Annotated in this window: 16 protein-coding genes; 3 read left to right on the top strand and 13 right to left on the bottom strand. The window is 59.7% G+C overall.

Annotated elements, in window-relative coordinates:
- Positions 1 to 2 precede the first annotated feature (2 nt).
- Positions 3 to 848 (top strand): amidohydrolase family protein, encoded by an 846-nt coding sequence (locus KUIN1_RS16020; RefSeq protein WP_024639647.1) that lies wholly within the window; start codon positions 3 to 5, stop codon positions 846 to 848.
- 4 nt (positions 849 to 852) lie between these two features.
- On the opposite strand, the gene KUIN1_RS16015 is transcribed toward KUIN1_RS16020, so the two are convergent.
- The 8 genes from KUIN1_RS16015 to pncA all read right to left on the bottom strand — a co-directional run bounded on the left by KUIN1_RS16015 (position 853) and on the right by pncA (position 11,489).
- A complete protein-coding gene (locus tag KUIN1_RS16015) occupies positions 853 to 3,891 on the bottom strand; it encodes an efflux RND transporter permease subunit (RefSeq protein ID WP_024639646.1) in 3,039 nt (1,012 codons plus the stop codon).
- Positions 3,888 to 4,979: an efflux RND transporter periplasmic adaptor subunit gene (locus KUIN1_RS16010; protein WP_152092123.1), complete on the bottom strand. Its 1,092-nt coding sequence runs from the start codon at positions 4,977 to 4,979 to the stop codon at positions 3,888 to 3,890. The genes KUIN1_RS16015 and KUIN1_RS16010 overlap by 4 nt, the downstream gene beginning before the upstream one ends.
- Positions 4,976 to 6,163 (bottom strand): efflux RND transporter periplasmic adaptor subunit, encoded by a 1,188-nt coding sequence (locus KUIN1_RS16005; protein WP_152092122.1) that lies wholly within the window; start codon positions 6,161 to 6,163, stop codon positions 4,976 to 4,978. The genes KUIN1_RS16010 and KUIN1_RS16005 overlap by 4 nt, the downstream gene beginning before the upstream one ends.
- A 97-nt stretch (positions 6,164 to 6,260) precedes the next feature.
- Complete coding sequence (locus tag KUIN1_RS16000) at positions 6,261 to 7,187, bottom strand: alpha/beta fold hydrolase (RefSeq protein WP_024639643.1); 927 nt, start codon at positions 7,185 to 7,187, stop codon at positions 6,261 to 6,263.
- A 435-nt stretch (positions 7,188 to 7,622) separates the two neighbouring features.
- Positions 7,623 to 9,020, bottom strand: coding sequence for a sensor histidine kinase (locus KUIN1_RS15995; protein ID WP_003404984.1), 1,398 nt, complete (start codon positions 9,018 to 9,020; stop codon positions 7,623 to 7,625).
- Entirely contained in the window at positions 8,998 to 9,681 is a 684-nt protein-coding gene (locus KUIN1_RS15990; protein ID WP_003371891.1) for a response regulator transcription factor, read from the bottom strand. The genes KUIN1_RS15995 and KUIN1_RS15990 overlap by 23 nt, the downstream gene beginning before the upstream one ends.
- Positions 9,682 to 9,767: 86 nt before the next feature.
- Positions 9,768 to 10,703, bottom strand: a complete 936-nt coding sequence (locus KUIN1_RS15985) for a formate/nitrite transporter family protein (protein ID WP_003404982.1) — start codon at positions 10,701 to 10,703, stop codon at positions 9,768 to 9,770.
- Between the two features lie 141 nt (positions 10,704 to 10,844).
- Positions 10,845 to 11,489 carry a bifunctional nicotinamidase/pyrazinamidase gene (pncA, locus tag KUIN1_RS15980; protein WP_011268238.1) on the bottom strand — a complete coding sequence of 215 codons (645 nt, stop codon included), beginning with the start codon at positions 11,487 to 11,489 and terminating at the stop codon, positions 10,845 to 10,847.
- 192 nt (positions 11,490 to 11,681) lie between these two features.
- On the opposite strand from pncA, the gene KUIN1_RS15975 reads away from it, so the two are divergent.
- Positions 11,682 to 13,808 carry a TonB-dependent siderophore receptor gene (locus tag KUIN1_RS15975; protein WP_172980061.1) on the top strand — a complete coding sequence of 709 codons (2,127 nt, stop codon included), beginning with the start codon at positions 11,682 to 11,684 and terminating at the stop codon, positions 13,806 to 13,808.
- 110 nt (positions 13,809 to 13,918) lie between these two features.
- Here KUIN1_RS15975 and KUIN1_RS15970 read toward each other — a convergent pair whose 3' ends face one another.
- From KUIN1_RS15970 to KUIN1_RS15950, 5 genes are all read right to left on the bottom strand, one after another.
- Positions 13,919 to 15,061 carry a cellulase family glycosylhydrolase gene (locus KUIN1_RS15970; RefSeq protein ID WP_011268236.1) on the bottom strand — a complete coding sequence of 381 codons (1,143 nt, stop codon included), beginning with the start codon at positions 15,059 to 15,061 and terminating at the stop codon, positions 13,919 to 13,921.
- Between the two features lie 421 nt (positions 15,062 to 15,482).
- Positions 15,483 to 16,439 (bottom strand): D-2-hydroxyacid dehydrogenase family protein, encoded by a 957-nt coding sequence (locus tag KUIN1_RS15965; RefSeq protein ID WP_152092120.1) that lies wholly within the window; start codon positions 16,437 to 16,439, stop codon positions 15,483 to 15,485.
- A 42-nt stretch (positions 16,440 to 16,481) separates the two neighbouring features.
- Positions 16,482 to 17,135: a DUF1345 domain-containing protein gene (locus tag KUIN1_RS15960; RefSeq protein ID WP_003404973.1), complete on the bottom strand. Its 654-nt coding sequence runs from the start codon at positions 17,133 to 17,135 to the stop codon at positions 16,482 to 16,484.
- 152 nt (positions 17,136 to 17,287) lie between these two features.
- A complete protein-coding gene (gene gudD, locus KUIN1_RS15955) occupies positions 17,288 to 18,640 on the bottom strand; it encodes a glucarate dehydratase (RefSeq protein WP_103360046.1) in 1,353 nt (450 codons plus the stop codon).
- 64 nt (positions 18,641 to 18,704) lie between these two features.
- Positions 18,705 to 20,030 (bottom strand): MFS transporter, encoded by a 1,326-nt coding sequence (locus KUIN1_RS15950; protein ID WP_003404969.1) that lies wholly within the window; start codon positions 20,028 to 20,030, stop codon positions 18,705 to 18,707.
- A 459-nt stretch (positions 20,031 to 20,489) separates the two neighbouring features.
- On the opposite strand from KUIN1_RS15950, the gene KUIN1_RS15945 reads away from it, so the two are divergent.
- Positions 20,490 to 21,203: a FadR/GntR family transcriptional regulator gene (locus KUIN1_RS15945; protein WP_011268232.1), complete on the top strand. Its 714-nt coding sequence runs from the start codon at positions 20,490 to 20,492 to the stop codon at positions 21,201 to 21,203.
- Positions 21,204 to 21,459: the final 256 nt, after the last annotated feature.

The raw sequence follows: 21,459 nt of genomic DNA, 5'->3' as shown, positions 1-21,459 counted from the left end.
CCATGATTGATTCCTGTACCACACCAATGCTGGGCATCGATGCCCACGCACATGTCTTCAGCAAGGATTTGAGTCTGGCGTCAGGACGACGTTACAGTCCGGACTACGACGCGACGGTGCACGCCTATCTGGCCAATCTGAGCGAACATGGCTTGAGCCACGGCGTGTTGGTCCAGCCCAGTTTTCTGGGCACTGACAACCGGTTTCTGCTCGACGCCCTGGCGCAGGCTCCGGACCGCTTGCGCGGCGTGGCCGTGGTCGACACGGACATCAGTCGCGGCGTGTTGCAGCGTATGGCCGGGCTGGGCATCGTCGGCATCCGCTTGAACCTGATCGGCAAGCCGCTGCCGGACTTCTCCGCGTCGGAATGGAAAACGCTGTTCAAACACATCTGGACGCTCGGCTGGCATGTCGAACTGCACCGCGAGGTCGCTGACCTGCCAGGGCTGATCCGGCAGTTGCTGCCGTTCGGTTGCAAGCTGGTGATTGACCATTTCGGGCGGCCCGATGCGCGTCCTGGTGTTGCTGATCCGGCCTTCCAGGCCTTGCTGGAGTTGGGCCTGAGCGGGCAGTTGTGGATGAAGGTTTCGGCAATCTACCGTCTGGGCGGCAGTGTCGAGCAGAACGCGGCGTTCGCTCGCGCGGCATTGCCGTTGCTGCTGCAAAGCTTTGGTCCGCGCCGGCTGGTATGGGGCAGCGACTGGCCACACACCCAGCATGAGCACGTGGTCAGCTACACCGATGTGGTCGAGCAGTTCCGCGCGCTCGACTGCCCGGACCCGCTCAAGCGCATTATGTTGGTCGAGGCTCCGCAGGCACTGTTCGATTTCCTGCCGGTGGAAATCTGAGCGGCTAAACAGCAGGTGGCTTGATCCGATAGCTGACCATATACAGCGCCGGGAGGAAAAACAGGGTCAGTAGGGTGGCGATGGCGATGCCGCCGATCATCGCAATGGCCATCGGCCCCCAGAACACCTCGCGGGCAATCGGGATCATGCCCAGGCTCGCGGCCGCTGCGGTGAGCATAATCGGTCGGCAGCGATGTTCGGTGGCCTTGACCACCGATGTCCAGGCGCTTTCCCCGGCGGCAATGAATTCATCGATCTGCGTGACCAGAATCACCGAGTTGCGGATGATGATACCGATCAGCGCCAGCACGCCCAGAATCGCCACGAACCCCAGCGGATAGCCGGAAATCAACAAGGCTGCGACCACGCCGATCAGGCCCAGCGGCACCACGCTGACCACCAGCAGCAGTTTTTTCACGCTGTGCAACTGGATCATCAAAAAGCTGATCACCAACAGCAGCATCAACGGCACAACCTTCAGGATCGGACCCTGTGAGCGCGCGCTGGCCTCGACGGCGCCGCCGGTGGCGACCGAGTAGCGCAACGGCAGGCGGGCGCTGAAGGCATCGACGTCGGGCTTCAATTGCCTGACCAGCGCTGCCGGCTGCAAGGTGCCGAGCACGTTGGCTTTCAGGGTGATGGTCGGCAGCCTGTCGCGGCGCCAGACCAGTGGCTGTTCCTGCTCGTAACTGAGCGTGGCGAACGCCAGCAGCGGCACGCTCGCACCGCCGGGTGTGGGGATCTGCAGATTGGCGAGGGTCTGCACCGAGCTGCGTTCGTCGCTGTCTGCGCGTCCGACCAGGTCGATCAGATAGGTGCTGTCACGCACCTGAGTGATGGTGGTGCCGCTGACCAGGCTGTTGAGGATTTGCGCCACGTCCTCGGAGGACAGACCGAACTGGCGCACCTTGTCCTGCGCGATGTCGATCTTCAGCACCTTGCCCGGTTCGTTCCAGTCATAGATGACCTGGCCGATATTGGCGTTGGCATCGAGAATCGCCGCCAGCGCCATGGCCTGGCTGCGCACCTGCTCGATGTCCGGTCCGCTGACCCGGTATTGCACCGGCCAGCCCACCGGCGGCCCCATGTTCAGCGGCTGAACATAGCCACCCACACCGACGTAATCGTCACGAAAGCGCTGACGCAAGCGCTCGATCAGCCGGTCACGCGCTTCGCCTCCCTGGCTGACGATCACCAGTTGCCCGTAGAACGGGTTGCTCAATTGCTGATCCAGCGGCAGATAGAAACGCACTGCGCCCTTGCCCACGTAAGAGCTCCAGCGCACTACATCGGCATCTTCTTTGAGCGTTGCCTCAAAGCGGTCCATGGTCTGGCGCGTACCTTCGATGGAGCCATTTTGCGGCATGTAAATATCCACGAGGATTTCCGGGCGGTCGGAGTCCGGGAAGAACTGGTTCTGCAGCAACCTGCCTGCAAACAGCGACCCGATGAACATCAGCAACGTGATGCCGATCACCCACCCGCGGTGCTCGAGTGCCTTGACCAGCAGGCGGCTGAAACCACGCATCCAGCGCCCCGGCGCGGCATGTTGCGCCGAGGCCTTGAGGATGTGCACGCCAATCAGGGGCGCGAACAGTACCGCCACCAGCCAGGACAGCAGCAACGCCACGGCAATGACGGCGAACATGGTGAACACGTATTCGCCTGCGGAACTGGAGTTCAGGCCGATGGGCACGAAACCGGCGACGGTCACCAATGTGCCGGTCAGCATCGGGAAGGCGGTCGAGGTGTACGCGAAGGTAGCGGCCTGCGGTAACGAATCGCCGCTTTCCAGGCGGGTGACCATCATCTCGACGGTGATCATCGCGTCATCCACCAACAGCCCCAGAGCGATGATCAGTGCGCCCAGCGAGATACGTTGCATGGTGATGCCGCTGTACTCCATGAACACGAAGACCAGCGCCAGCACCAGCGGAATCGAACAGGCCACCACCAGACCGGCACGAATGCCTAGGCTGATGAAGCTGACGACCAGCACAATCAGGATCGCTTCAAAGAGTGCGTGGGTGAAGCCGCCGATGGCTTTTTCGACCACATTGGCCTGGCTTGAGACCAGGTGCACGTCGATGCCCAGCGGCAGCTCGGTGGTCAGATCGTCGATGCGCTGCTGCAACTGGGTGCCGAATGCCTGGATGTTGCCACCTTGCTTCATGGCCACCGCAAGGCCGATGGCTGGCTGGCCGTTGAAGCGGAACAGTGAGGAGGGCGGATCGGCATAACGGCGCTCGATGGTCGCCAGATCGCTGAGGCGAAAGAACCGGTCGCCGAAGCGCAGATTGACCGCCTCAAGGTCCTGTTCATTACTGAACTGTCCGCTGGCCCGCACGGCAATGCGTTCGGGACCTGCCTCCATCACGCCGGCCGGCGTGACCGAGTTTTGCGCTTGCAGGCTTTGCAGCACCTGGCGCTGATCGATGCCCAGCGCCGCGAGCTTGCGGATCGAGAAATTCAGATAAATGACTTCGCGCTGGGCGCCTAGCAATTCGATCTTGCCCAGGTTGGGCACGCTGCGAATATCCGCGCGCACTTGCTCGACATAATCGCGCAACTGGCGGAAAGACAGGCCATCGGCGGTGAACGCATAGATGCTGCCGAACACATCGCCAAACTCGTCATTGAACGCCGGGCCCTGAATGCCGCTGGGCAGTTCGGCGCGCACATCGCTGATCTTCTTGCGCACCTGATACCAGGCCGCAGGGATGTCGGCGCTGCGGGTTTCGCTTTTGAGGAAGACAAAAAGCGTCGATTCGCCAGCCAGCGTGTAGCTTTTCACGTAATCCAGCGCGTCGATTTCTTCGAGCTTCTTTTCCAGCCGGTCAGTCACCTGCTGCAGGGTGTCGGGCAGCGTCGCACCCGGCCAGCGCGCCTGAATGACCATGGTCTTGATGGCGAATGAAGGGTCTTCCTCACGCCCCAGATTCAGGAATGACCAGCTGCCCATCAGCAGTGAAACGAACATCATGTACCAGACCAGCGTGCGATGCCTGAGCCCCCAGGCCGACAGATTGAAGCGCTCCTTCACAAACTGACCTCTCGCTGCAGGCGGATCTTCTGTCCGGACTGCATGCCGTTGACGCCGGCAGTCACTACTTTTTCGCCCTCGTGCAGCGCGCCGCTGACCCTTACCGTCGAGCCCGATCGCGCCAGTACCTGCACCGCGCGCGGGACCAGTGTCGATGTCGTTGGGTCGATCACCCATACCTGAGAGGTGCCGTCACGCTGCAGCACTGCGCTGCCGGGCAGCTCGTGAAACGCCGGCGCGTCGCCGCTGATCTCTACCGTGACGGTCGAGCCCAGGCGAAAGCTGTCCGCAGGGTTCTGCAAGGCCAGGCGGACGCGCTGAGTGCGGGTCTCGGCATTGATTTGCGGCGCAAGCTGGCGGACGTTCGCGGCCACTGAAAGCTGTTCGTTGAGTTGCGAAATCACTCTGATGCGGTGACGTTCATCCAGCGAACCGAGTGGCAAGTCGACGACCGCTTCACGGCTGTCCGGGCGCGCAAGACTGACCACTGCCTGACCGGTCGCCATGACCTGGCCGACTTCGGCTTGCCATCCTGTGATCAGGCCATCGAACTCGGCTGACAAGCGGGTGTAGGACACATGATCACCGGCTTGCTGCAGCGCGACGCGGGCCTGATTGCGCAGCGCGTCCTGAGTGCGCAGGTCGTTGTCCAGCTGATCCATTCGCGCTCGCGAGCCGATACCGCGCTCATAGAGTTGCTGGTAGCGCGTCAATTCATCGCGTGCCTGTTGCCAGGCGGACTGCGCTTTGCCGAGTTCCGCCTGGCGGGCACGCAAACGGTGTTGCTGGTCGCCGGGTTCCAGGGTGGCGAGCAGATCGCCCTTGCGCACCCGATCACCGATCTCCGCATGCCGGCTTGCCAGTCGCCCTGCGACGCGAAACCCCAATGCCACTTCATACTGCGGCTGAATGACGCCGGCGAAGCGGCCATGAGAGGCGCTGCGCTGATCGACTATTTCGGTGAACAGTACCGGGCGTTCGACAACCTCGCGAAGCGGTTTGTCGCGGCAGCCCGGCAGAGCCACGATCAGAATGCAGATCAGCCAGCAGCGGGATCTGGTTCGTGTTTCTGCGTACGAGGTGCTCATTGCGCAGCTCCCGATGACGCCAGCGAGACGCTTTGTTCGGCTTGCGCTTGCCCTGCGACCTCTACCCGTTGCCCCGGGTAGAGAAACTGCAGCCCCCGGGACACCACCCGATCACCTTCGGACAGCCCTTCTGAAACGATGACCTGACCCTGTTCGTAACGCAGCACTTTGACAGGCGTCAGCCTGACCCTGGCCTGGGCGTCCACCCGCCAGACTGCCGGTTTTCCTTGTGTACGGCTCAAGGCGGACCAGGGCAGGGCGAACGCCGATTGCGACTGCGTCTGCAAGCGAGCGCTGACCACGGAGCCCAGGGCGAGCGACGCAGCGGCGCCCTGCAGAGCAACGCGCACTCGCAACGTGCCATTTGCGGCGGAGACGATAGGGGTGATTTCCCTGATGATGCCGTTCAGCTGAGTCTCTGGCTGGCCCAAGGGGCTGACAGTCACTGCGGCACCTTTCTGATCGGCTCGCAGCAGTGATTCATACGCGGAAAATACCGCTTCGCGCTCGCCATCGTGGGCGACGCTGAAAATCGCAGTGGCGGCCTGAACCACCTGACCTTCTTCGGCATACCGCGCCGTCACGATGCCATCGGCTGCTGCGAACAGCCCGGTATAACCGACCTGGTCACGCGCATTGGCCTGCTGCGCCTGCAGCGCGGCGAGATCCGCCCGCGCACTGTCGAGGCCGGAGCGGGCCTTCTGGTATTCACTGAGGTTGGTATAACCCTTGGGCAGCAGCACGTGCTGCCGCTGGTAGTTCTGTTCGGCGAGGTGCAGCCGCGACTGTCGTACGGCGACTTCGGCACGGGCTGACGCCAGCTCGGTGTTTTGCTCGCGGGCGTCGAGTCTGGCCAGCACCTGTCCGACCCGCACTCGATCCCCGACATCCACGTATCGCTTGATCAGCTTGCCGGAGACACGAAACGATTGCTCGGTCACCTTGCGAGCCTGGATATCGCCCGTCAGCGTCACACTGCCGGCAACGTTCAGTAAGGCAACCGGCTGCGCGGTGACTCGCACCAGCGCCTTTTCTGCGGGTTTTCCTGCAGAACAGGCGCTGAGTGAGAGTAGCGAGATGAAACCCAGTACCACATGGGGCTGGGCGTACAGGGAGTGCAACGGCCGGGTATTTCCGGAAACACGGCAGCACGAACGCAGGAGCGTTGCAAAGGAAAAAGTCATCAACGAATAGCACTGCCCGATCAAAGAAAGCCAACACCCATGAATCACAGCGTCACGCCGGAAAAGCGCAAGGGCTTCCCGGGCGCAGGCGAGTGCTTCAGGCCATCGCGGTGACGCTGGGCCAAACCTCCTGGGTAGCTTCAGTGCCCAGAAATGTCAGTACGTTTCTTTGCGAGTGGTGCCACGCCGCCTTGCTTTCCAGGTCCAGAAAATGCCCGGTGTCCGGAACGACGTTGAAACTGCTTTTGGCGATGTAGTTGGAAAACATGCGCGCATCTTCAACGGTGGTGTATTCATCTTTTTCACCGTTGATGAACAGCACCGGAATGTTGATCGAGGAGAAACGCTCGACGTAGTTACTGGCGCTTAGTTGGCGAATCTGGCTGATATGAAAGTCGATCTGGCGATATTCGTGCTCGGCAAGACTGATCAGGTGCTTGTAGTTATAGAGTTTGAACAGGCGTGGCAGGTACTTTCCCACGGTGTCGTTGAGCAGTGAGCCGATCTTGCGTTTTTCACGTGCGGCGAGGTAGACCTGGGCGTTGTCGATATAGTCGAGCATGGCCTCGTTGAGGACCGGCGAGAACGAGCTGATGATGGCCTTCTCCACGGACGGAGGACATTCGGAGAGCGCCAGCAGGGCCGATACACCGCCCCAGGAGACCGACAACAGGTGGTTTACCTGATAGAGATCAATCAGTTGCAGGAGAATGTTTACTTCGTCTTCCTTGCTGACAATCATGTCGTCCGGGTTGTGCGCTCGGGATTGCCCCGAAAACGGCAGGTCGAACAGCACCAGGTTGTAGTGCGGTTGCAAGTACTTGACCGTCTGCCCGAAAGAGCCCGTGGTCGACAGTGCACCGTTGACCAGCAGAATGGTCTTGGCGTCGCTGCCTTTCCAGTAAGTCTCGGCGTAAACCTTGTACTTACCGATTGTTAGAATCTTCGATTGTGCGCCCATAACAGCCTCCCAGCTAAAATTTGATCCAGCAATTAGTGCAGCGTTCTCTGCTTCGGCAGCCATGCCAAAGCCTCGCCTGGTAAGTGGCGAAATCCGGTGAGTTATTATTCTGGGTGCAGCGGAAACGTTACCGCAGGAACTGTGCTTGCCCGGACATAGATAACGCAGTGCCAGCATGGCGACAAGTCACTGACGTCATAAAAGTGTCTGGCTGTTCACATTGTCCGTTGGCGTTTGGCCATCATCGTTTTGGCAATAGAAGGTTTTAATCGGGGAAAAGCGCCGTATGGAGCCTGAAAAGCGCATTTATTGAGGGGAACTTGTGCGTGCTGAAACGGCCAAGCCAGGTGCGAATCTGAAACATCTAGTTACGAATTTGCGCTTGGCAGAATGCGCCAGATTAATATCGAAATCGCCGAAACCCTTGAGCCAGACGCGTTAATCTCGTCAAAAAGCAGGCACGATCGTGCAATCAAGGGCTTGGAAAGTGCCTGAGTCTCAGGCCAGCGTATTCACCGTGCGGCATTCCAGCAGCAAACTTGCGCCGCCGTATTCGCTGGTGCCTATCTGCAGTGTAAAACCGTGCAGATTGACGATTGCGGCCACTACGGAGAGGCCGAGGCCGAAGCCGCTTTGCTCGGTGCCGGCCTCACTGCGATAGAAGCGCTGAAAGACAGCCGCGCGCTCGGCGACGGGGATGCCAGGCCCGGAATCCTGCACCTCGATGCACGGCGTGGTGCCGCCGGGGGCAGGGTAGGCGCTGACTTTGACGATTCCGCCGCCCGGGGTGAACTTGATTGCGTTGCCCAGCAGGTTGGTCAGTGCTTCGAACAGCAGAGCGCGGTCGCCTACCAGAGTGGGTAGCGGTTCATGCAGGTCGAGTATCAGGGTGATCTGGTCTTCTTCAGCCAGCGGCAGGTGGAAATCATGTAGCTCCTGCAGCAATGGACGCAGTTCCAGTTCAACGAATGCCGAGCGCCGCTGGCGGTCTTCCAGCTCGGAAATGCGCAACAGTCCGCGGAAGCGTGCCATCAGCGTGTCAGCTTCGCTGATGACCTGGGCAATCTGCGTGGCATGGGTCGAATCGTGTGCTGACTGCTGCTGAATACGGTAAAGCTGCGCACGCAAGCGGGTCAGCGGTGTGCGCAGGTCATGGGCGATATTGTCGCAAACGCCCTTGACCTCGTTCATGAGCTTTTCGATACGGTCGAGCATGGCGTTGACGATCACCGCCAGCATGTCCAGTTCATCGCGCCTGTTGGAGACCGGCAGACGGCCGGCCATGTCGCCGGCGATGATCGATTCGGCGCTGGCCTGAATCGCGCGGATACGCCGCAACGGCCTGCGGCGCAGTAAATGCCAGCCGGCAACACCGGGAATAATGGTCAGCGAGATGCCCCACAGCAAGGCATGCAGGATCAGCGTGCTCACCGCAAACAGCGAGCCGTTCTCGCGAACCAGCACCAGCCAGCGGCCGTCCGACGTGCGATTGACGATCGCATCGCAACTGCCTTGCGGCATGCCTGGATCATCCGATTCGATGCAATCGTTCAGTACATGAATCTGGCCGTCGATAGGCAGGTTTTTCGGGACGCTGGTGATAGGCCCGGCAACCGGGCGGAAGTTCTCGTCGAACAGACCGTAGGCATCCACCGAACGGGTATCGAAGGTCATGCTGGTGGCCAGAGCGTCCACCAGACCCTGGCCCTCGAAGCGCGAAAACAGTTGCTGGCGATGGGTGAGCGACTGGCGGGCGAGGGTGTCCAGATAAGACGTCACCTCCCAATACAGGACGCCAAGCAGAATCACGCTCCAGGCTACGAACAGCGAGCTGTACAGCGCCAGTAATCGACTCGTGGATGATCGCCAGCCGTCAGACGGGTTCGGCAATGACATAGCCGGATCCTCGCACGGTCTGAATGAGCTGTGCGGTACCGGGTTGGTCGATCTTCTTGCGCAGACGGCCGATGTGAACGTCGATCAGGTTGGTGCCCGGATCGAAGTGGTAGCCCCAGACTTCCTGAAAAATCATCATTCGGGTGATGATCTGTCCGCTGTTGCGCATCAGAAACTCAAGCAGCTTGAATTCGGTGGGCAGCAGGGTCAGCGGCTCGCCGCCGCGACACGCTTCCCGGGTGATCAGGTTCAGTTCCAGGTCGGCAACCTGCAATACCGTCTTGGCGGCACTGACCGGGTTACTGCGTCGCAATAACACCTCGACGCGCGCAGCCATCTCATCCGACGCGAAGGGCTTGGGCAGATAGTCGTCCCCTCCGGCACGCAGGCCGCGAACGCGCTCGTCCACGTCGGAAAGGGCGCTGATCATCAGGATCGGCGTGGAAATGCCCTGGGCACGCAAGTGGGTGACGATGGTCAGACCATCCATCTCCGGCAACATGCGGTCCAGGGTAATAAGGTCATAATCGCCACTCACTGCACGCGCCAGGCCGTCACGGCCATTGTCGACCCAGTCCACTTCCAGTCCGTGGCTGCTGAGTTCGGTCACGATTTCCTTTGCAGTGATGGCATCATCTTCGATTGCCAGAATTCGGGTCATGGTCCCTGCCTGAATAGATGCGTTCAAAGAATCATTCTGCCTTTAAAACCCGCCGCGTTTCCTGAAAGAAAGTTTAATGATAGGGATCATATTTCTCGCTTTGCCGTGGAATCCGCTTCCTTGAGCTTTTGCGCTTTCTCCAGGCGACGTTTTTCTTCCTTGTTTTTGCGGTCGCGCTCCATTTTCTCTGTGGTGTCTTTTTCACTGCGGATCTGCGCATGGCTGATCAAGGCGAAAATAAAACTGCCACCGATAATGTTGCCTGCCAGGGTGGGGCCTGCAAAAGCGAACCAGAAATCCTTCCAGCCCAGCTCACCTGCGAATACAAGATAGGATACTTCGGCCGAACCCACCACGATGTGCGTGAAGTCGCCGAGCGCCATCAGGTAGGTGATCAGCACAATGATCGCTATCTTGGCGTTTTCCATCGACGCGATCATCCAGACCATGGTCGCAATCATCCAGCCCGAGACGATGCCCTTGGAAAACATCTGGGCCATGTCGTTTTCCATGACCTTGTGGCCAATTTCCAGAAACGCCTTGTCGGTGCTGGTATCGAAAATCGGCAGGTTGAGCATGACATAGGCAACCAGCAGTGTGCCGACCAGGTTGCCGGTCAGAACCACACCCCACAAGCGCAGCAGCCGCCCGATGTTGGCCAGGTTCAGCTTGCTCATGACCGGCAGCACAGCTGTGATGGTGTTTTCCGTGAACAATTGCTGACGCGCCAGGATCACCGCCAGAAACCCTGCCGAATAGCCGAGGCTGCTGATCACATGACTGCCGGGGATGCCTTCGAGGCGCGAGTTCAGCAAACCCATCGCCATCAGCGACAGGCCCATGGTCAGTCCTGCAGCCAATGCCGACCACCACAGCGCGGCTACGCTGCGCTCCAGTTCGTGGTCGCCCTGCATGCGAATGGTTTCGTGCAACACCGCCGCGCGGGGCGGCTGGTTCTCATCGATCTCGCGCTCTTCCTCGGCTGACAGGCCGGGGGTCTTGCCATCTACTTCGTGGTCCATACAACGTCCTCAGCGCCAGTGATGAAATGGACCGACCGGGGCAATGTCGGGCCGATGGTTCAGACAGGCGCCGCGCGCTGTCGTTCGCCAGCGGCGGGGCGTATCGAGAATTGTTTGAGCCAGTTGGCAGAATGTGTCGGTCTAGCCCAGCAGATCGGCGCTCTGAACGCGTTCGATACCCATGCCCAGCATGGTCTTCCAGGCGTGCTCGAGCGAGCCGTTCATGTCGATGGCGCGACAGGCGTCTTCCACCACAAAAGTGTTGAAACCGGCACTGCGTGCATCCTGCGCCGACCAGGCGACACAGAAGTCCAGCGCCAGCCCGACCACGAACAGCGTATCGATGCCGCGCTCGGTCAGGTACCCGGCCAGCCCTGTGCGGGTTGTACGGTCTGCCTCCAGAAATGCCGAATAACTGTCGATATGCGCATTGCAGCCCTTGCGCAGGACCAGTTGCGCGTGAGGCAGGTCGAGGTCGGCATGCAACTGCGCACCGTGACTGCCTTGTACGCAATGATCCGGCCACAGCGTCTGCGGACCGTAGGGCAGGGTGATGCTCTCGAACGGCAGGCGCTGCGCATGGCTGGAAGCAAAGGAAATGTGCCCGGCAGGGTGCCAGTCCTGCGTGATGACCACTTGGGAAAAGCGCGCACCCAGGCGATTGATCAACGGCAGCAGCGCATCGCCGTCAGCCACCGCCAGTTGCCCGCCGGGCATGAAGTCGTACTGCATGTCGATCACCAGCAAGGCGCAACGAGGATCGGCAGGCTTGTGGGAAAGGGGCATCGTGGGTTCTCTGGTAAGGAGTAATGAGCTCAGTTTGCCTGTTTATCGCCACGTTGGCTAAGCGGCATACCTGGCCTTGGCAAGAGTATTTTTTGGGAATTTGTATCAGGCGTTAATACGAATCTGTACTATTCGCAAAAAAATCCTGCCAGGTCCCAAGAGGCCTGGTTTCTTGCCAAGGGCTGTATGTCGATGCGTCGTACTCTCGTTTCACTTTGCGTTATCCAGGCTATCTCTCAAACTGCCTGGGCCGATCAGGTGCCTGGCGTCCAGCCTGCCATGGAGCTGCAGAATATCGATATCCAGGGCGCCGCCAATGCCGAAACGGCACAAGGGCCGGTCGATGGTTATCGGGCCACACGCTCCGCCAGCGCAACGCGTACCGATACCTCGTTGCACGAAACCCCGCAATCGGTCAGCGTCGTGACCCGCGAAGCGGTCGAGGACATCGGTTCCACACGTTTGCAGGATGCTCTCGACTACGCGGGTGGCGTCGGGCGAGCCAACAACTTCGGCGGCCAGGGGCTGACCACCTTTACGGTGCGCGGCTTTACCACCGGCGAGTTCTATCGCAACGGCTTCCCGATCAATCGTGGTTATCCGAACATGCCGGACGCCAACACCATCGAGCGTCTTGAGGTGCTGCGTGGTCCGGCCACCACGCTCTATGGTCGCGGCGATCCGGGCGGCACCTTCAATGTGCTTTCCAAACAGCCGCTGGCCGAGCCTTCCGTGACGCTGGGCAGTCAGCTCAATGATCAGGGCATGAAGCGCGGAACGCTGGATGCCTCCGGGCCACTGGATGACGAGGGCCGGTTTGCGTATCGCCTGAATGTGGTGGGTGAGGGCGGCGATACGTTCCGTGACCACGTCGAAACCGAGCGCTATGGCGTGGCGCCGGTATTGAGCTGGCAGGTCAACGACGCCACGCGCATCACCTTCGAAGGCGACTTCATGCGCAACAACGCGCCGCTGGATCGCGGCCTGACGCGGTATGCCAACCAGACGGGCACCGCTTCCCGCGACACGTTCTTCGGCGAGAAGAGTGCGGGCAAGCTGCATAACGACAACAACATGGCACAACTGCGCTTCGAGCATGACCTCAACGCAGACTGGACGCTGGGCGGTGGCTTACAGATCCTTGACGGCTCCCTGCAGGGCGATGCCATCGAGGCCAACGGGCTGGCGGCGGACGGTCGCACGCTCGGGCGCAACTTCAACTATCGCAAGCTGGAATGGACCGATCGCGATGTGCAGCTGAATCTGACCGGGCATTTTTCAGCGGGCGGTTTCGAGCACACGCTGCTGACCGGTGTCGAGTACGAAGATTATGACTACAAGTCGATCATTCAACGTTCCAGCGGTGCAGTAGCTGCCTACCCGATCGACCTCTTCAATCCGGTCTACGGCCAGGCTCGTCCGGCACTGACCCGAACGACCACCCATGACAAGGAAAACCTCAAGACCTGGGCTGCCTTCGTACAGGACCAGGTGGCCCTGACCGAGCGCCTGAAGCTGCTGGGCGGTGTGCGTCTGGAGCGTTTCGAACATGATTACGATTCTTTCCTGCCCGGCACCAGCAGCTGGACTGCCAGCGATAACGCGGTCACACCGCGCCTCGGCCTGAGCTACGACCTGACCGACGACCTTGCCGTCTACGCCACCACCGCTCGCTCGTTCAAGCCCAACAGCGGTGCCAGCCGACTGGGTGGCGGGTTCAAGCCGGAGGAGGGCAAGTCCTATGAAGTCGGAACCAAGTGGGAAGCGCTGGACGGGCAGCTGAGTGTCGACACGGCGATCTATCAGATCGAAAAGCGTAACGTGCTGACCACCGATCCGCTCGATTCAACGTTCAGTGTGGCGGCTGGCGAGGTGCGCAGTCGCGGCCTGGACCTGAACGTGGTCGGCAACCTGACTCCGCAATGGCGGGTAATGGGCAGCTACGCCTACGTGGACGCCGAGGTCACCAAGGACAACACGCTACGCTCCGGTACACGGTTGATGAACATTCCCGAGCAAACGTTCAGCCTGCTCAACGTCTACGAGTTTCAGGACGGCGCCCTGCGTGGTCTGGGCCTGGGCGGCGGCGGTCGCTATGTCGACCAGCGCGCCGGGCGGACAGCCAACACCTCTTTCTCGATGGACAGCTATACAGTGTTTGACCTGTTGGCCTATTACAAGGTCAACCCGCACGTGAAGCTCAATCTGGACCTGAAGAATGTGTTCGACACAGACTATGAGGAAGGCTCTTTCGGCAATGTCTATGCCTATCCGGGGGCTCCACGGACAGTGCAGGTGGGGATTGCCTATACGTTGTGATGCCGTGTGCCGGTATCGGGTTCTGATGGAGAAAGCTTGACCCTTTCAAGGGCAGGTTCAGCAGCGTGTGTCATGGGCACCGGCCCTTGCGCACACGCGGCCGTGCATCATCAGTACTGATCGGCCGTTGAAAAACCGGCACGATGGCGAAGTTTGCCCCCTTGGAACTGTTCCTTGCCGGGCAAAATATCCGCTCCGGCGGCTTTGAGAGCGCTCATATTATCCCGCAAGGCGTTGGTGGCGGCGTCCTTTTGCTGGAAGGTATTGTTTGCTGTCAGGTTGGCATTACCCACTTCGCCAATCTGGAATTTATAGCCAGCCTCTTTCAATGCCTTGATCTGGCTGGCGAGTCGCGAAGAGGCTTCGCTTTCTCTGGCGTACACATGAAAACTGCCAATCAGGGCAGGGTTGTCGTCGCCATTGGCAGCTTTTAATTGAACAGCAAACTTGACCAGGCCGCTTTGCGGACCTGCGGTCAGGCCACCTCCCCAATTGCTGTCCTCGACAATAATACTTCCTTTATAACCGGCATCGCGTGCGGATTTAATTAACGTGGTCTGCATGTCAGCCCATTCCTGACTTGCGCTTTTACCGCCCTGATGGAAAGTATCCAGCACAAACCCGGTGCGGCTGCCAAACCGTTTGACAATGGTACTGATGTCGGCCGCGGCCTCCTTCAATTTGTCCCCCGTCAGCACGTTTCCGCTGCCCTGGTTCGCATCGTCGCGGAACGTGAACTGAACTTTTACACCCTGTTTGCCCCCTTCACTGAGCAATGCTCTGAGCTTATCCAACTGCCTGCTGTCCTTGATCTGATCGTGCGTCATCTGAAAGCGCAAGGTTCCGCCTCCAATCGCTTTCAGGTCCTGAATCATCTTCGTGGCAGCGGCAGGTGTGGCGATATCATCAGGATTGACGTTGGCTCCCCCGCGCAAGACGGGCTCGGGGGGTTTGACGGGGTCTGAAGCGGAAACCTTGTCTTTGTCTTGGACTTTTGTATCTGGCTCGGCAGAGGTCGTGTTGTCTTTGACAGGGGCCACGTCATTGAGCATGGCCTTGGTATAGATCGGCGACGTTTCCGCCGCTTCAGCGGAGCGCCTGTCGGAAGGGGTGTAGGTATCGAGTTTCGTCTGCGTATCCGAAGTTGCAGCCGTCGTGCCAGCGCTCGCCGGCTGTGGGGTCCTGTCTGCCGTGACAGGTTTCTCGTTAGCTGCCATGAGGCTGTCATGTGGCCTGGCTGAGCGGATATTCATCGGGTGTCTCAGTAGTCTGTGCGAAAAATGGCTGCGCCTGATGAAGCAGGAGAATGAATCTCGAGGCAGGCGATAACTTATGGAATGACAGTGTTCATATAAACATGTCGGAAACTTAATTGAGCGATTGTGCGACTGTTTCCATGTTTCTGTTGTTTATTGATGCTCGGGCTCAGCGTGCAACTATATCCCGGACATTGTCCACTGGACGAGCAGGTTCGTATAGAACTCATTTCCCGTGCAGCAAAAGTCTGGCCGGTTAATTCGGTTATGGCCTTTTTCTGTCCGAAGCACTGGTCGTTTACTGGCCTGGAAGCGAGGGCCGACAGCGCGGCCCTTGATCAGGCTTTAAAGCGGCTGATACGCAACGCCCAGGAGCAGCGTGGCATCCATAGGTTACAGGCTGATGTTGCAGGGCCCGTCAGTCAAACACCCGAATGGGCGACCCCGCATGCCACGCCTGGATGTCTTCGATCATCTGCCCGTAGAAAGTCCGGTAGTTGTTCTCGGTGACGTACCCGATGTGCGGGGTCGCCAGCACGTTGTCCAGGGTACGGAACGGGTGGTCGGCCGGCAGCGGTTCGATGTCGAAGACGTCCAGCGCTGCGCCGGAGATTCTGCGCTGCTGCAGTGTTTCGATCAGCGCGGCCTGATCGATGGTCGGGCCGCGTGACGAATTGATCAGATAAGCGCCGGGCTTCATCCAGTTCAGTGCTTCTGCGTCCACCAGGCCACGGCTGCGATCGCTGAGCACCAGGTGTACCGACAGCACATCGGCCTGTTCGAACAGTTGCTGTTTGCTGACATAGGTGACGCCGGACTCGGCAGCAGCCTCTGGCGTCAGGTTCTGGCTCCAGGCAATGACCTTCATGCCGAATGCCTGCCCGTAGCGGGCGATCCACTTACCGATACTGCCCAGGCCGAGAATGCCCAGGGTTTTGCCATGCAGATCGCTGCCCAGCCCGACCTGCCAATTGCCGGCACGCAACGCGTTGGCCTCGGCCACCAGGTTGCGGGTGATGCCCATGATCAGCGCCCAGGTCAGCTCCGGTGCCGCATGCTTATAGCTTTCTGTTCCACACACGACAATGCCCTGACGCTTGGCCGCAGCGGTATCAATCGCCGCATTGCGCATGCCGCCGGTGACCAGCAGTTTCAGCGCCGGCAGCTGGCTGAGCAATGTCGCATCGAACAGGGTTCGCTCGCGCATCACGCAAATGATGTCGAAGTCTCGCAGGCGCCGCGCCATGGTCGATGTATCGGCAGGGTAGTCATGCAGAAAACTGATCTCGCCCATTGAGCCGAGCACGGACCAGTCCACTACAGTGCTGGCGACGTTTTGCCAGTCATCGAGTACCGCGATTTTCAATGGGGTCATTGTCTGAAGGCCTCTTGATGGGATTGTTTTTCAAGGCAAACGCTAATTGAACAGGCTGGCGGCGATATTGATCGAAAACCCCAGAATCGCGGTGTTGAACACAAAGCAGATCAACGACTGGCCGAGCACGACCTTGCGCATTTCGCGCGTCGCTACGCCGACGTCGGAGGTTTGCACCGCGACGCTGATGGTGAACGAAAAGTACAGAAAGTCCCAGTAATCGGGGTTCTTTTCACCGCCCACAAACGCCAGTGCGGGCTCCTTGCCTTTCCAGGTGTAGAACATGCGTGCGTAATGCAGGCTGAAGATCACGCCGATCATCAGCCAGGAACCGATGACTGTCAGGCCGGTGAAGGCGTGGTGAAGCATTCTGGCGTCGTTGGAAAGGCCTTTGCTGCCGGCGATTTCAAAAATGATGGCGGCCAGACTGGCCAGTGCCGCAACGCAGACCGTGACCAGAATGACGCCTGCGTTTTCGTCTTCCCTCATGGCGACTCGCCGCACATCCTCAGCGTCGCTGCGCAACGTGCGGATGAAAATCATGATCAGATAAAGCCATACTCCCGTGTCCCAGCCAGTCAGCAGGCTCTGGGTCAGTGTCGAGTGAGGGATGAGCCAGGACCAGGCGATGCCTGCGGTCAGGCCGACCAGAGCGGCAAGGGTAAGGCGAGGGCGGGTGCGGGCGAGGTGGCGCATGCGGTCTAATCGTCACTGGACAGTACGGGACATTAGCATGCCGCTTCTGGAAGCCTAATTCGATTAAAAAAAACGGCGCGCAAGGGGGTTGCGCGCCGTGTGCCAGCCAGAGGTTGAACAGGCGGCGAGTCAACGGCGAATGTCGGACCGATTCAACGCACCAGGCAAGGCTGCTTGTTGTTGAATGTCCAGTCCGGGATCAGAAACTGCATGGCCACTGCGTCATTGCGAGCGCCCAGGCCCATGCCTTTGTACAGTTCATGAGCCTTGGCCAGCTGGTCCATGTCCAGCTCGACACCGAGCCCCGGTTTGTTCGGGACCTCGACCTTGCCACCGACGATTTGCAGCGGCGCCTTGGTCAGACGCTGTCCGTCCTGCCAGATCCAGTGGGTATCGATCGCCGTGATAGTGCCCGGCGCTGCAGCGGCCACGTGGGTGAACATCGCCAGGGAAATATCAAAATGGTTGTTGGAGTGCGAGCCCCAGGTCAGGCCCCACTCGTTGCACATCTGCGCCACCCGTACCGAGCCCTGCATGGTCCAGAAATGCGGGTCGGCCAGTGGAATGTCCACCGACTGCAACTGAATGGCGTGACCCATTTCCCGCCAGTCGGTGGCGATCATGTTGGTGGCCGTCTTGAGGCCGGTAGCGCGGCGGAACTCGGCCATCACTTCACGACCGGAATAACCGTTTTCCGCGCCGCACGGGTCTTCGGCGTAGGCCAGCACATGATGCTGATCGCGGCACAGGCGGATCGCTTCCTTGAGCGACCAGGCGCCGTTCGGGTCCAGCGTAATGCGCGCGTCGGGGAAGCGTTCGGCGAGCGCCGTCACCGCTTCGATTTCCTGGTCGCCGCTCAACACGCCGCCCTTGAGCTTGAAGTCCTGAAAGCCGTAACGCTGATGTGCAGCTTCGGCCAGGCGCACCACGGCCTGCGGCGTCAGTGCTTCTTCATGGCGGATACGGAACCAGTCATTATCGGCCTCGGGTTCGCTGCGGTAGGCCAGATCGGTCTTGCGCTGGTCGCCGACATAAAACAGGTAACCGAGCATTTCAACCTGATCGCGTTGCTGACCTTCGCCCAGCAATGCCGCAACCGGTACTTCCAGATGCTGGCCGAGCAGGTCGAGGAGCGCCGCTTCCAGCGCGGTGACCGCATGAATGGCAATGCGCAGGTCGAACGTCTGCAAGCCACGGCCACCGGAGTCCCGATCGGCAAACGCCTTGCGTGCCTGGTTGAGGATTTTCTGGTAGGTGCCAATGCTGCTGCCGACGACCAGCGATCGCGCGTCTTCCAGCGTCTGGCGAATCAGCTCGCCGCCAGGCACTTCGCCCACACCGACATGCCCGGCATTGTCCTTGAGAATGACCACGTTGCGGGTGAAGTAGGGGCCGTGTGCACCACTCAGGTTGAGCAGCATGTCGTCATGGCCCGCTACGGGCACTACTTGCATGTCGATAATGACGGGGGCCTTGCTGGTAATGTTGGATTGCTGAATGTTCATGACGGGTCCTTTAAATGTAAGGCCTTGAAAATATGACCGATGAAAAAGCGGCTGCGCACGTGCATCAGTGGGTCGCCGGGGTCTGAATGGCGGCGACCGGCGTCGCACCAGGCTTGGGGGTATTGCGCGCGGCGAAAACGATGATCGCGGCGATGATCGAAGTGGCTGTCAGGCCGTACAGTCCGCCCTGGATCGAGCCGGTGTGTTCTTCCAGCAGGCCGAAGGTGGTCGGTGCCACGAAGCCGCCGAGGTTGCCCACCGAATTGATCAGCGCGATGACCGCAGCGGCGATCCGCGCGTCCAGATAGGCCTGCGGGATCGGCCAGAACAGCGAAGAAGCCGACTTGAAACCCAGTGCGGCAAAGCAGATGGCAACGAAAGCGAAGATCGGGCTGCCGGTGGTCGACATGAACATTCCGGCAGCGGCAATCAGCAGGGCAATGGCTACCCAGGCTTGCTGGCGTTTCCACTTGGCGGACAGCGAGGCGAACACGTACATGCCGATGATCGACAGCAGCCACGGAATCGAGTTGAACATGCCGACTTCGAAGTCAGTCAGGCTGCCCATCTTGCGGATGATGCTCGGCAGCCAGAACGTCGCTGCGTAAATCGTCAGCTGGATGAAGAAGTAGATCAGGCAGAACAGAATGATCTGACCGTCCTTGAGCAGCTTGCCGATGGAGGCCTTGACCGGCGTCGCCGCTTCACGGGCAGCCTGCTCGGCATCGATGGCGTTGACCAGTGCATCCTGTTCTTCGCGGGTCAGCCACTTGGCATCGTGCGGCTTTGAGTCCAGCCAGAACCAGACGAAGAGGCACAGGCCGACCGAGAACATGCCTTCGATGAAGTACATCCACTGCCAGCCCTTCAGGCCGAAACCGGTGATTTGCAGCAGCAGGCCGGACAACGGGCCCGAGATCAACGAGGCGATGGCCGAACCGCTGAGGAAGATGGCAATCGCCTTGCCACGCTCGACGCCGGGCAGCCAGCGGGTGAAGTAGTAGATCACGCCTGGAAAGAAACCGGCCTCGGCCACGCCGAGCAGAAAACGCAAAATGTAGAAGTGGGTTTCGGTCTGGATAAAGGCCATGCAGGCCGCGACGATGCCCCAGGTCAGCATGATCCGCGTCAGCCAGATACGTGCGCCGACTTTCTGCAACAGGATGTTGGAAGGGACTTCGAAGAGGGCATAGCCGATGAAAAACAGTCCGGCACCCAGGCCATAGGCAGCAGCGCCGATACCCAGGTCATGCTCCATGTGCGAACGCACGAAGCCGATGTTGACCCGGTCGATGTAGTTGACGATGAACATGATGACGAAAAGCGGCAGGACGTGACGTTTGACCTTCGATACGGCTGAATTCAGAACCGAACCTGTGCCGTCGGCCATCCTGGAATTGGATGTGCTCACAGTTGAATCTCCCACTCGTTGTTTTTATGCGGGTATGTGCGAAGTCTGTCTCTCGCATTGTCGGTCATCATACAAGTAAAAAGCCGTTGTGCAATCCCTTGGCGGTGATGATCTGCAAGATTATCAACCTCGAGGCATTTGCCGTTGTGCGGGTGTGTCGAGCCTGTGTGACGGCGTTAATTTAAAGTTTTGACCAGTAAATGCTGAGGTTTTTGCTTGTTTACATCAGCTGGACCTGACCGGTGACTTGAACGCAATGGCCGATGGGAGGCAGGGTGGGTGGAAACAGGAGCTTTGACATCCGGGAAAGGCTTGTAATACAAGTAAGACAACTGCGCCGGGCTGTCAAACCCGGCTTCCGGCCGCTCTCAGTCCGGTATTCGCGCTGCCATGGCCGTGATACGGCAGCATAAACAGACAAGTCAGGATTCATTCACCATGCAAGAGCCTGCCAGCACAGCGCCCAAACGCCGTCAGCACAACCTGGCCACCGATCTGGTCACCGAACTGAGCCAGCGCATCCTGCTCGGCAAGATCGCACCCGGTCAGAAGCTGCCGTCCGAGAACCAGATCGTCCGCGAGCACGGCGTTAGCCGTACCGTGGTACGTGAAGCGATTTCCAAATTGCAGGCGTCCGGGCTGGTGGTGACCCATCACGGCATCGGCACCTTCGTGCTCGAGCGCAGTGATCAGACGGGGCTGCGCCTCAAGGTCGAGACCGTTTCCAGAGTGCGCGATATCATCGAACTGCGCATCGGCCTGGAAACCCAGGCCGTGGCGCTGGCGGCTGTGCGCCGTACCGATGAGCAACTGGCGGCCATGCGTCAGGCGCTGGATGATTATCAGGACCTGCTGGCCAACGACGACAGCTGCGTCGAGGCTGACAAGCGCTTTCACATGCTGATCGCCGAAGCCACCGGCAACCCGTATTTTCTGGAGATCATGCAACACCTGGGCAGTGCGGTCATTCCGCGCAGCCGCATTGCATCGAGCGAGCGGGCAGGTAACAACCTTGCGCATCAGGGCTACCTGGCCAACCTGGAACACGAAGCGCTGCTCAGCGCCATTCGCCGCAAGGACCCGGATGCCGCGCGTGCAGCGATGTGGACGCATCTGAGCAACAGCCGAGAGCGGCTGGTTCCACTGGAGTAGGCGCGAACGTGTTTGCTCCCACAAGAGCCCTCCATGCTCGAGCGTACGGCAAAAATGTAGGAGCGAACCGGGCGACGCTTCGCTTGTTCGCGAAAGGGGCCGTATAGCCGCAGAAGATTCGGCGTTCAAAACGACGCCTTCGCGAACAAGTTCGCTCCTACAAAAGCCCCCATGCTTGAGCGTACGGCAAAAATGTAGGAGCGAACTTGTTCGCGAAAGGGCCCGCACAGCCGCAGAAGATTTGGCGTTCAAAACA

The sequence above is a fragment of the Pseudomonas sp. KUIN-1 genome, assembly GCF_009176725.1.
GTDB classification, from domain to species: Bacteria; Pseudomonadota; Gammaproteobacteria; order Pseudomonadales; family Pseudomonadaceae; genus Aquipseudomonas; species Aquipseudomonas fragariae.
Note: the sequence above shows the minus strand (reverse complement) of the source record. Positions and strands in the feature narration are given on the sequence as shown.

What these genes read in the sequence shown, in the direction of transcription:
- KUIN1_RS16020 (WP_024639647.1), top strand. Translation starts at nt 3, where the DNA reads ATGATTGATTCCTGTACCACACCAATGCTGGGCATCGATGCCCACGCA.
- KUIN1_RS15970 (WP_011268236.1), bottom strand. Translation starts at nt 15,061, where the DNA reads ATGAATATCCGCTCAGCCAGGCCACATGACAGCCTCATGGCAGCTAAC.
- KUIN1_RS15990 (WP_003371891.1), bottom strand. Translation starts at nt 9,681, where the DNA reads ATGACCCGAATTCTGGCAATCGAAGATGATGCCATCACTGCAAAGGAA.
- KUIN1_RS15960 (WP_003404973.1), bottom strand. Translation starts at nt 17,135, where the DNA reads ATGCGCCACCTCGCCCGCACCCGCCCTCGCCTTACCCTTGCCGCTCTG.
- KUIN1_RS15950 (WP_003404969.1), bottom strand. Translation starts at nt 20,030, where the DNA reads ATGGCCGACGGCACAGGTTCGGTTCTGAATTCAGCCGTATCGAAGGTC.
- KUIN1_RS16000 (WP_024639643.1), bottom strand. Translation starts at nt 7,187, where the DNA reads ATGGCTGCCGAAGCAGAGAACGCTGCACTAATTGCTGGATCAAATTTT.
- pncA (WP_011268238.1), bottom strand. Translation starts at nt 11,489, where the DNA reads ATGCCCCTTTCCCACAAGCCTGCCGATCCTCGTTGCGCCTTGCTGGTG.
- KUIN1_RS16010 (WP_152092123.1), bottom strand. Translation starts at nt 4,979, where the DNA reads ATGAGCACCTCGTACGCAGAAACACGAACCAGATCCCGCTGCTGGCTG.
- KUIN1_RS16005 (WP_152092122.1), bottom strand. Translation starts at nt 6,163, where the DNA reads ATGACTTTTTCCTTTGCAACGCTCCTGCGTTCGTGCTGCCGTGTTTCC.
- gudD (WP_103360046.1), bottom strand. Translation starts at nt 18,640, where the DNA reads ATGAACATTCAGCAATCCAACATTACCAGCAAGGCCCCCGTCATTATC.
- KUIN1_RS15995 (WP_003404984.1), bottom strand. Translation starts at nt 9,020, where the DNA reads ATGTCATTGCCGAACCCGTCTGACGGCTGGCGATCATCCACGAGTCGA.
- KUIN1_RS15975 (WP_172980061.1), top strand. Translation starts at nt 11,682, where the DNA reads ATGCGTCGTACTCTCGTTTCACTTTGCGTTATCCAGGCTATCTCTCAA.
- KUIN1_RS15985 (WP_003404982.1), bottom strand. Translation starts at nt 10,703, where the DNA reads ATGGACCACGAAGTAGATGGCAAGACCCCCGGCCTGTCAGCCGAGGAA.
- KUIN1_RS15945 (WP_011268232.1), top strand. Translation starts at nt 20,490, where the DNA reads ATGCAAGAGCCTGCCAGCACAGCGCCCAAACGCCGTCAGCACAACCTG.
- KUIN1_RS15965 (WP_152092120.1), bottom strand. Translation starts at nt 16,439, where the DNA reads ATGACCCCATTGAAAATCGCGGTACTCGATGACTGGCAAAACGTCGCC.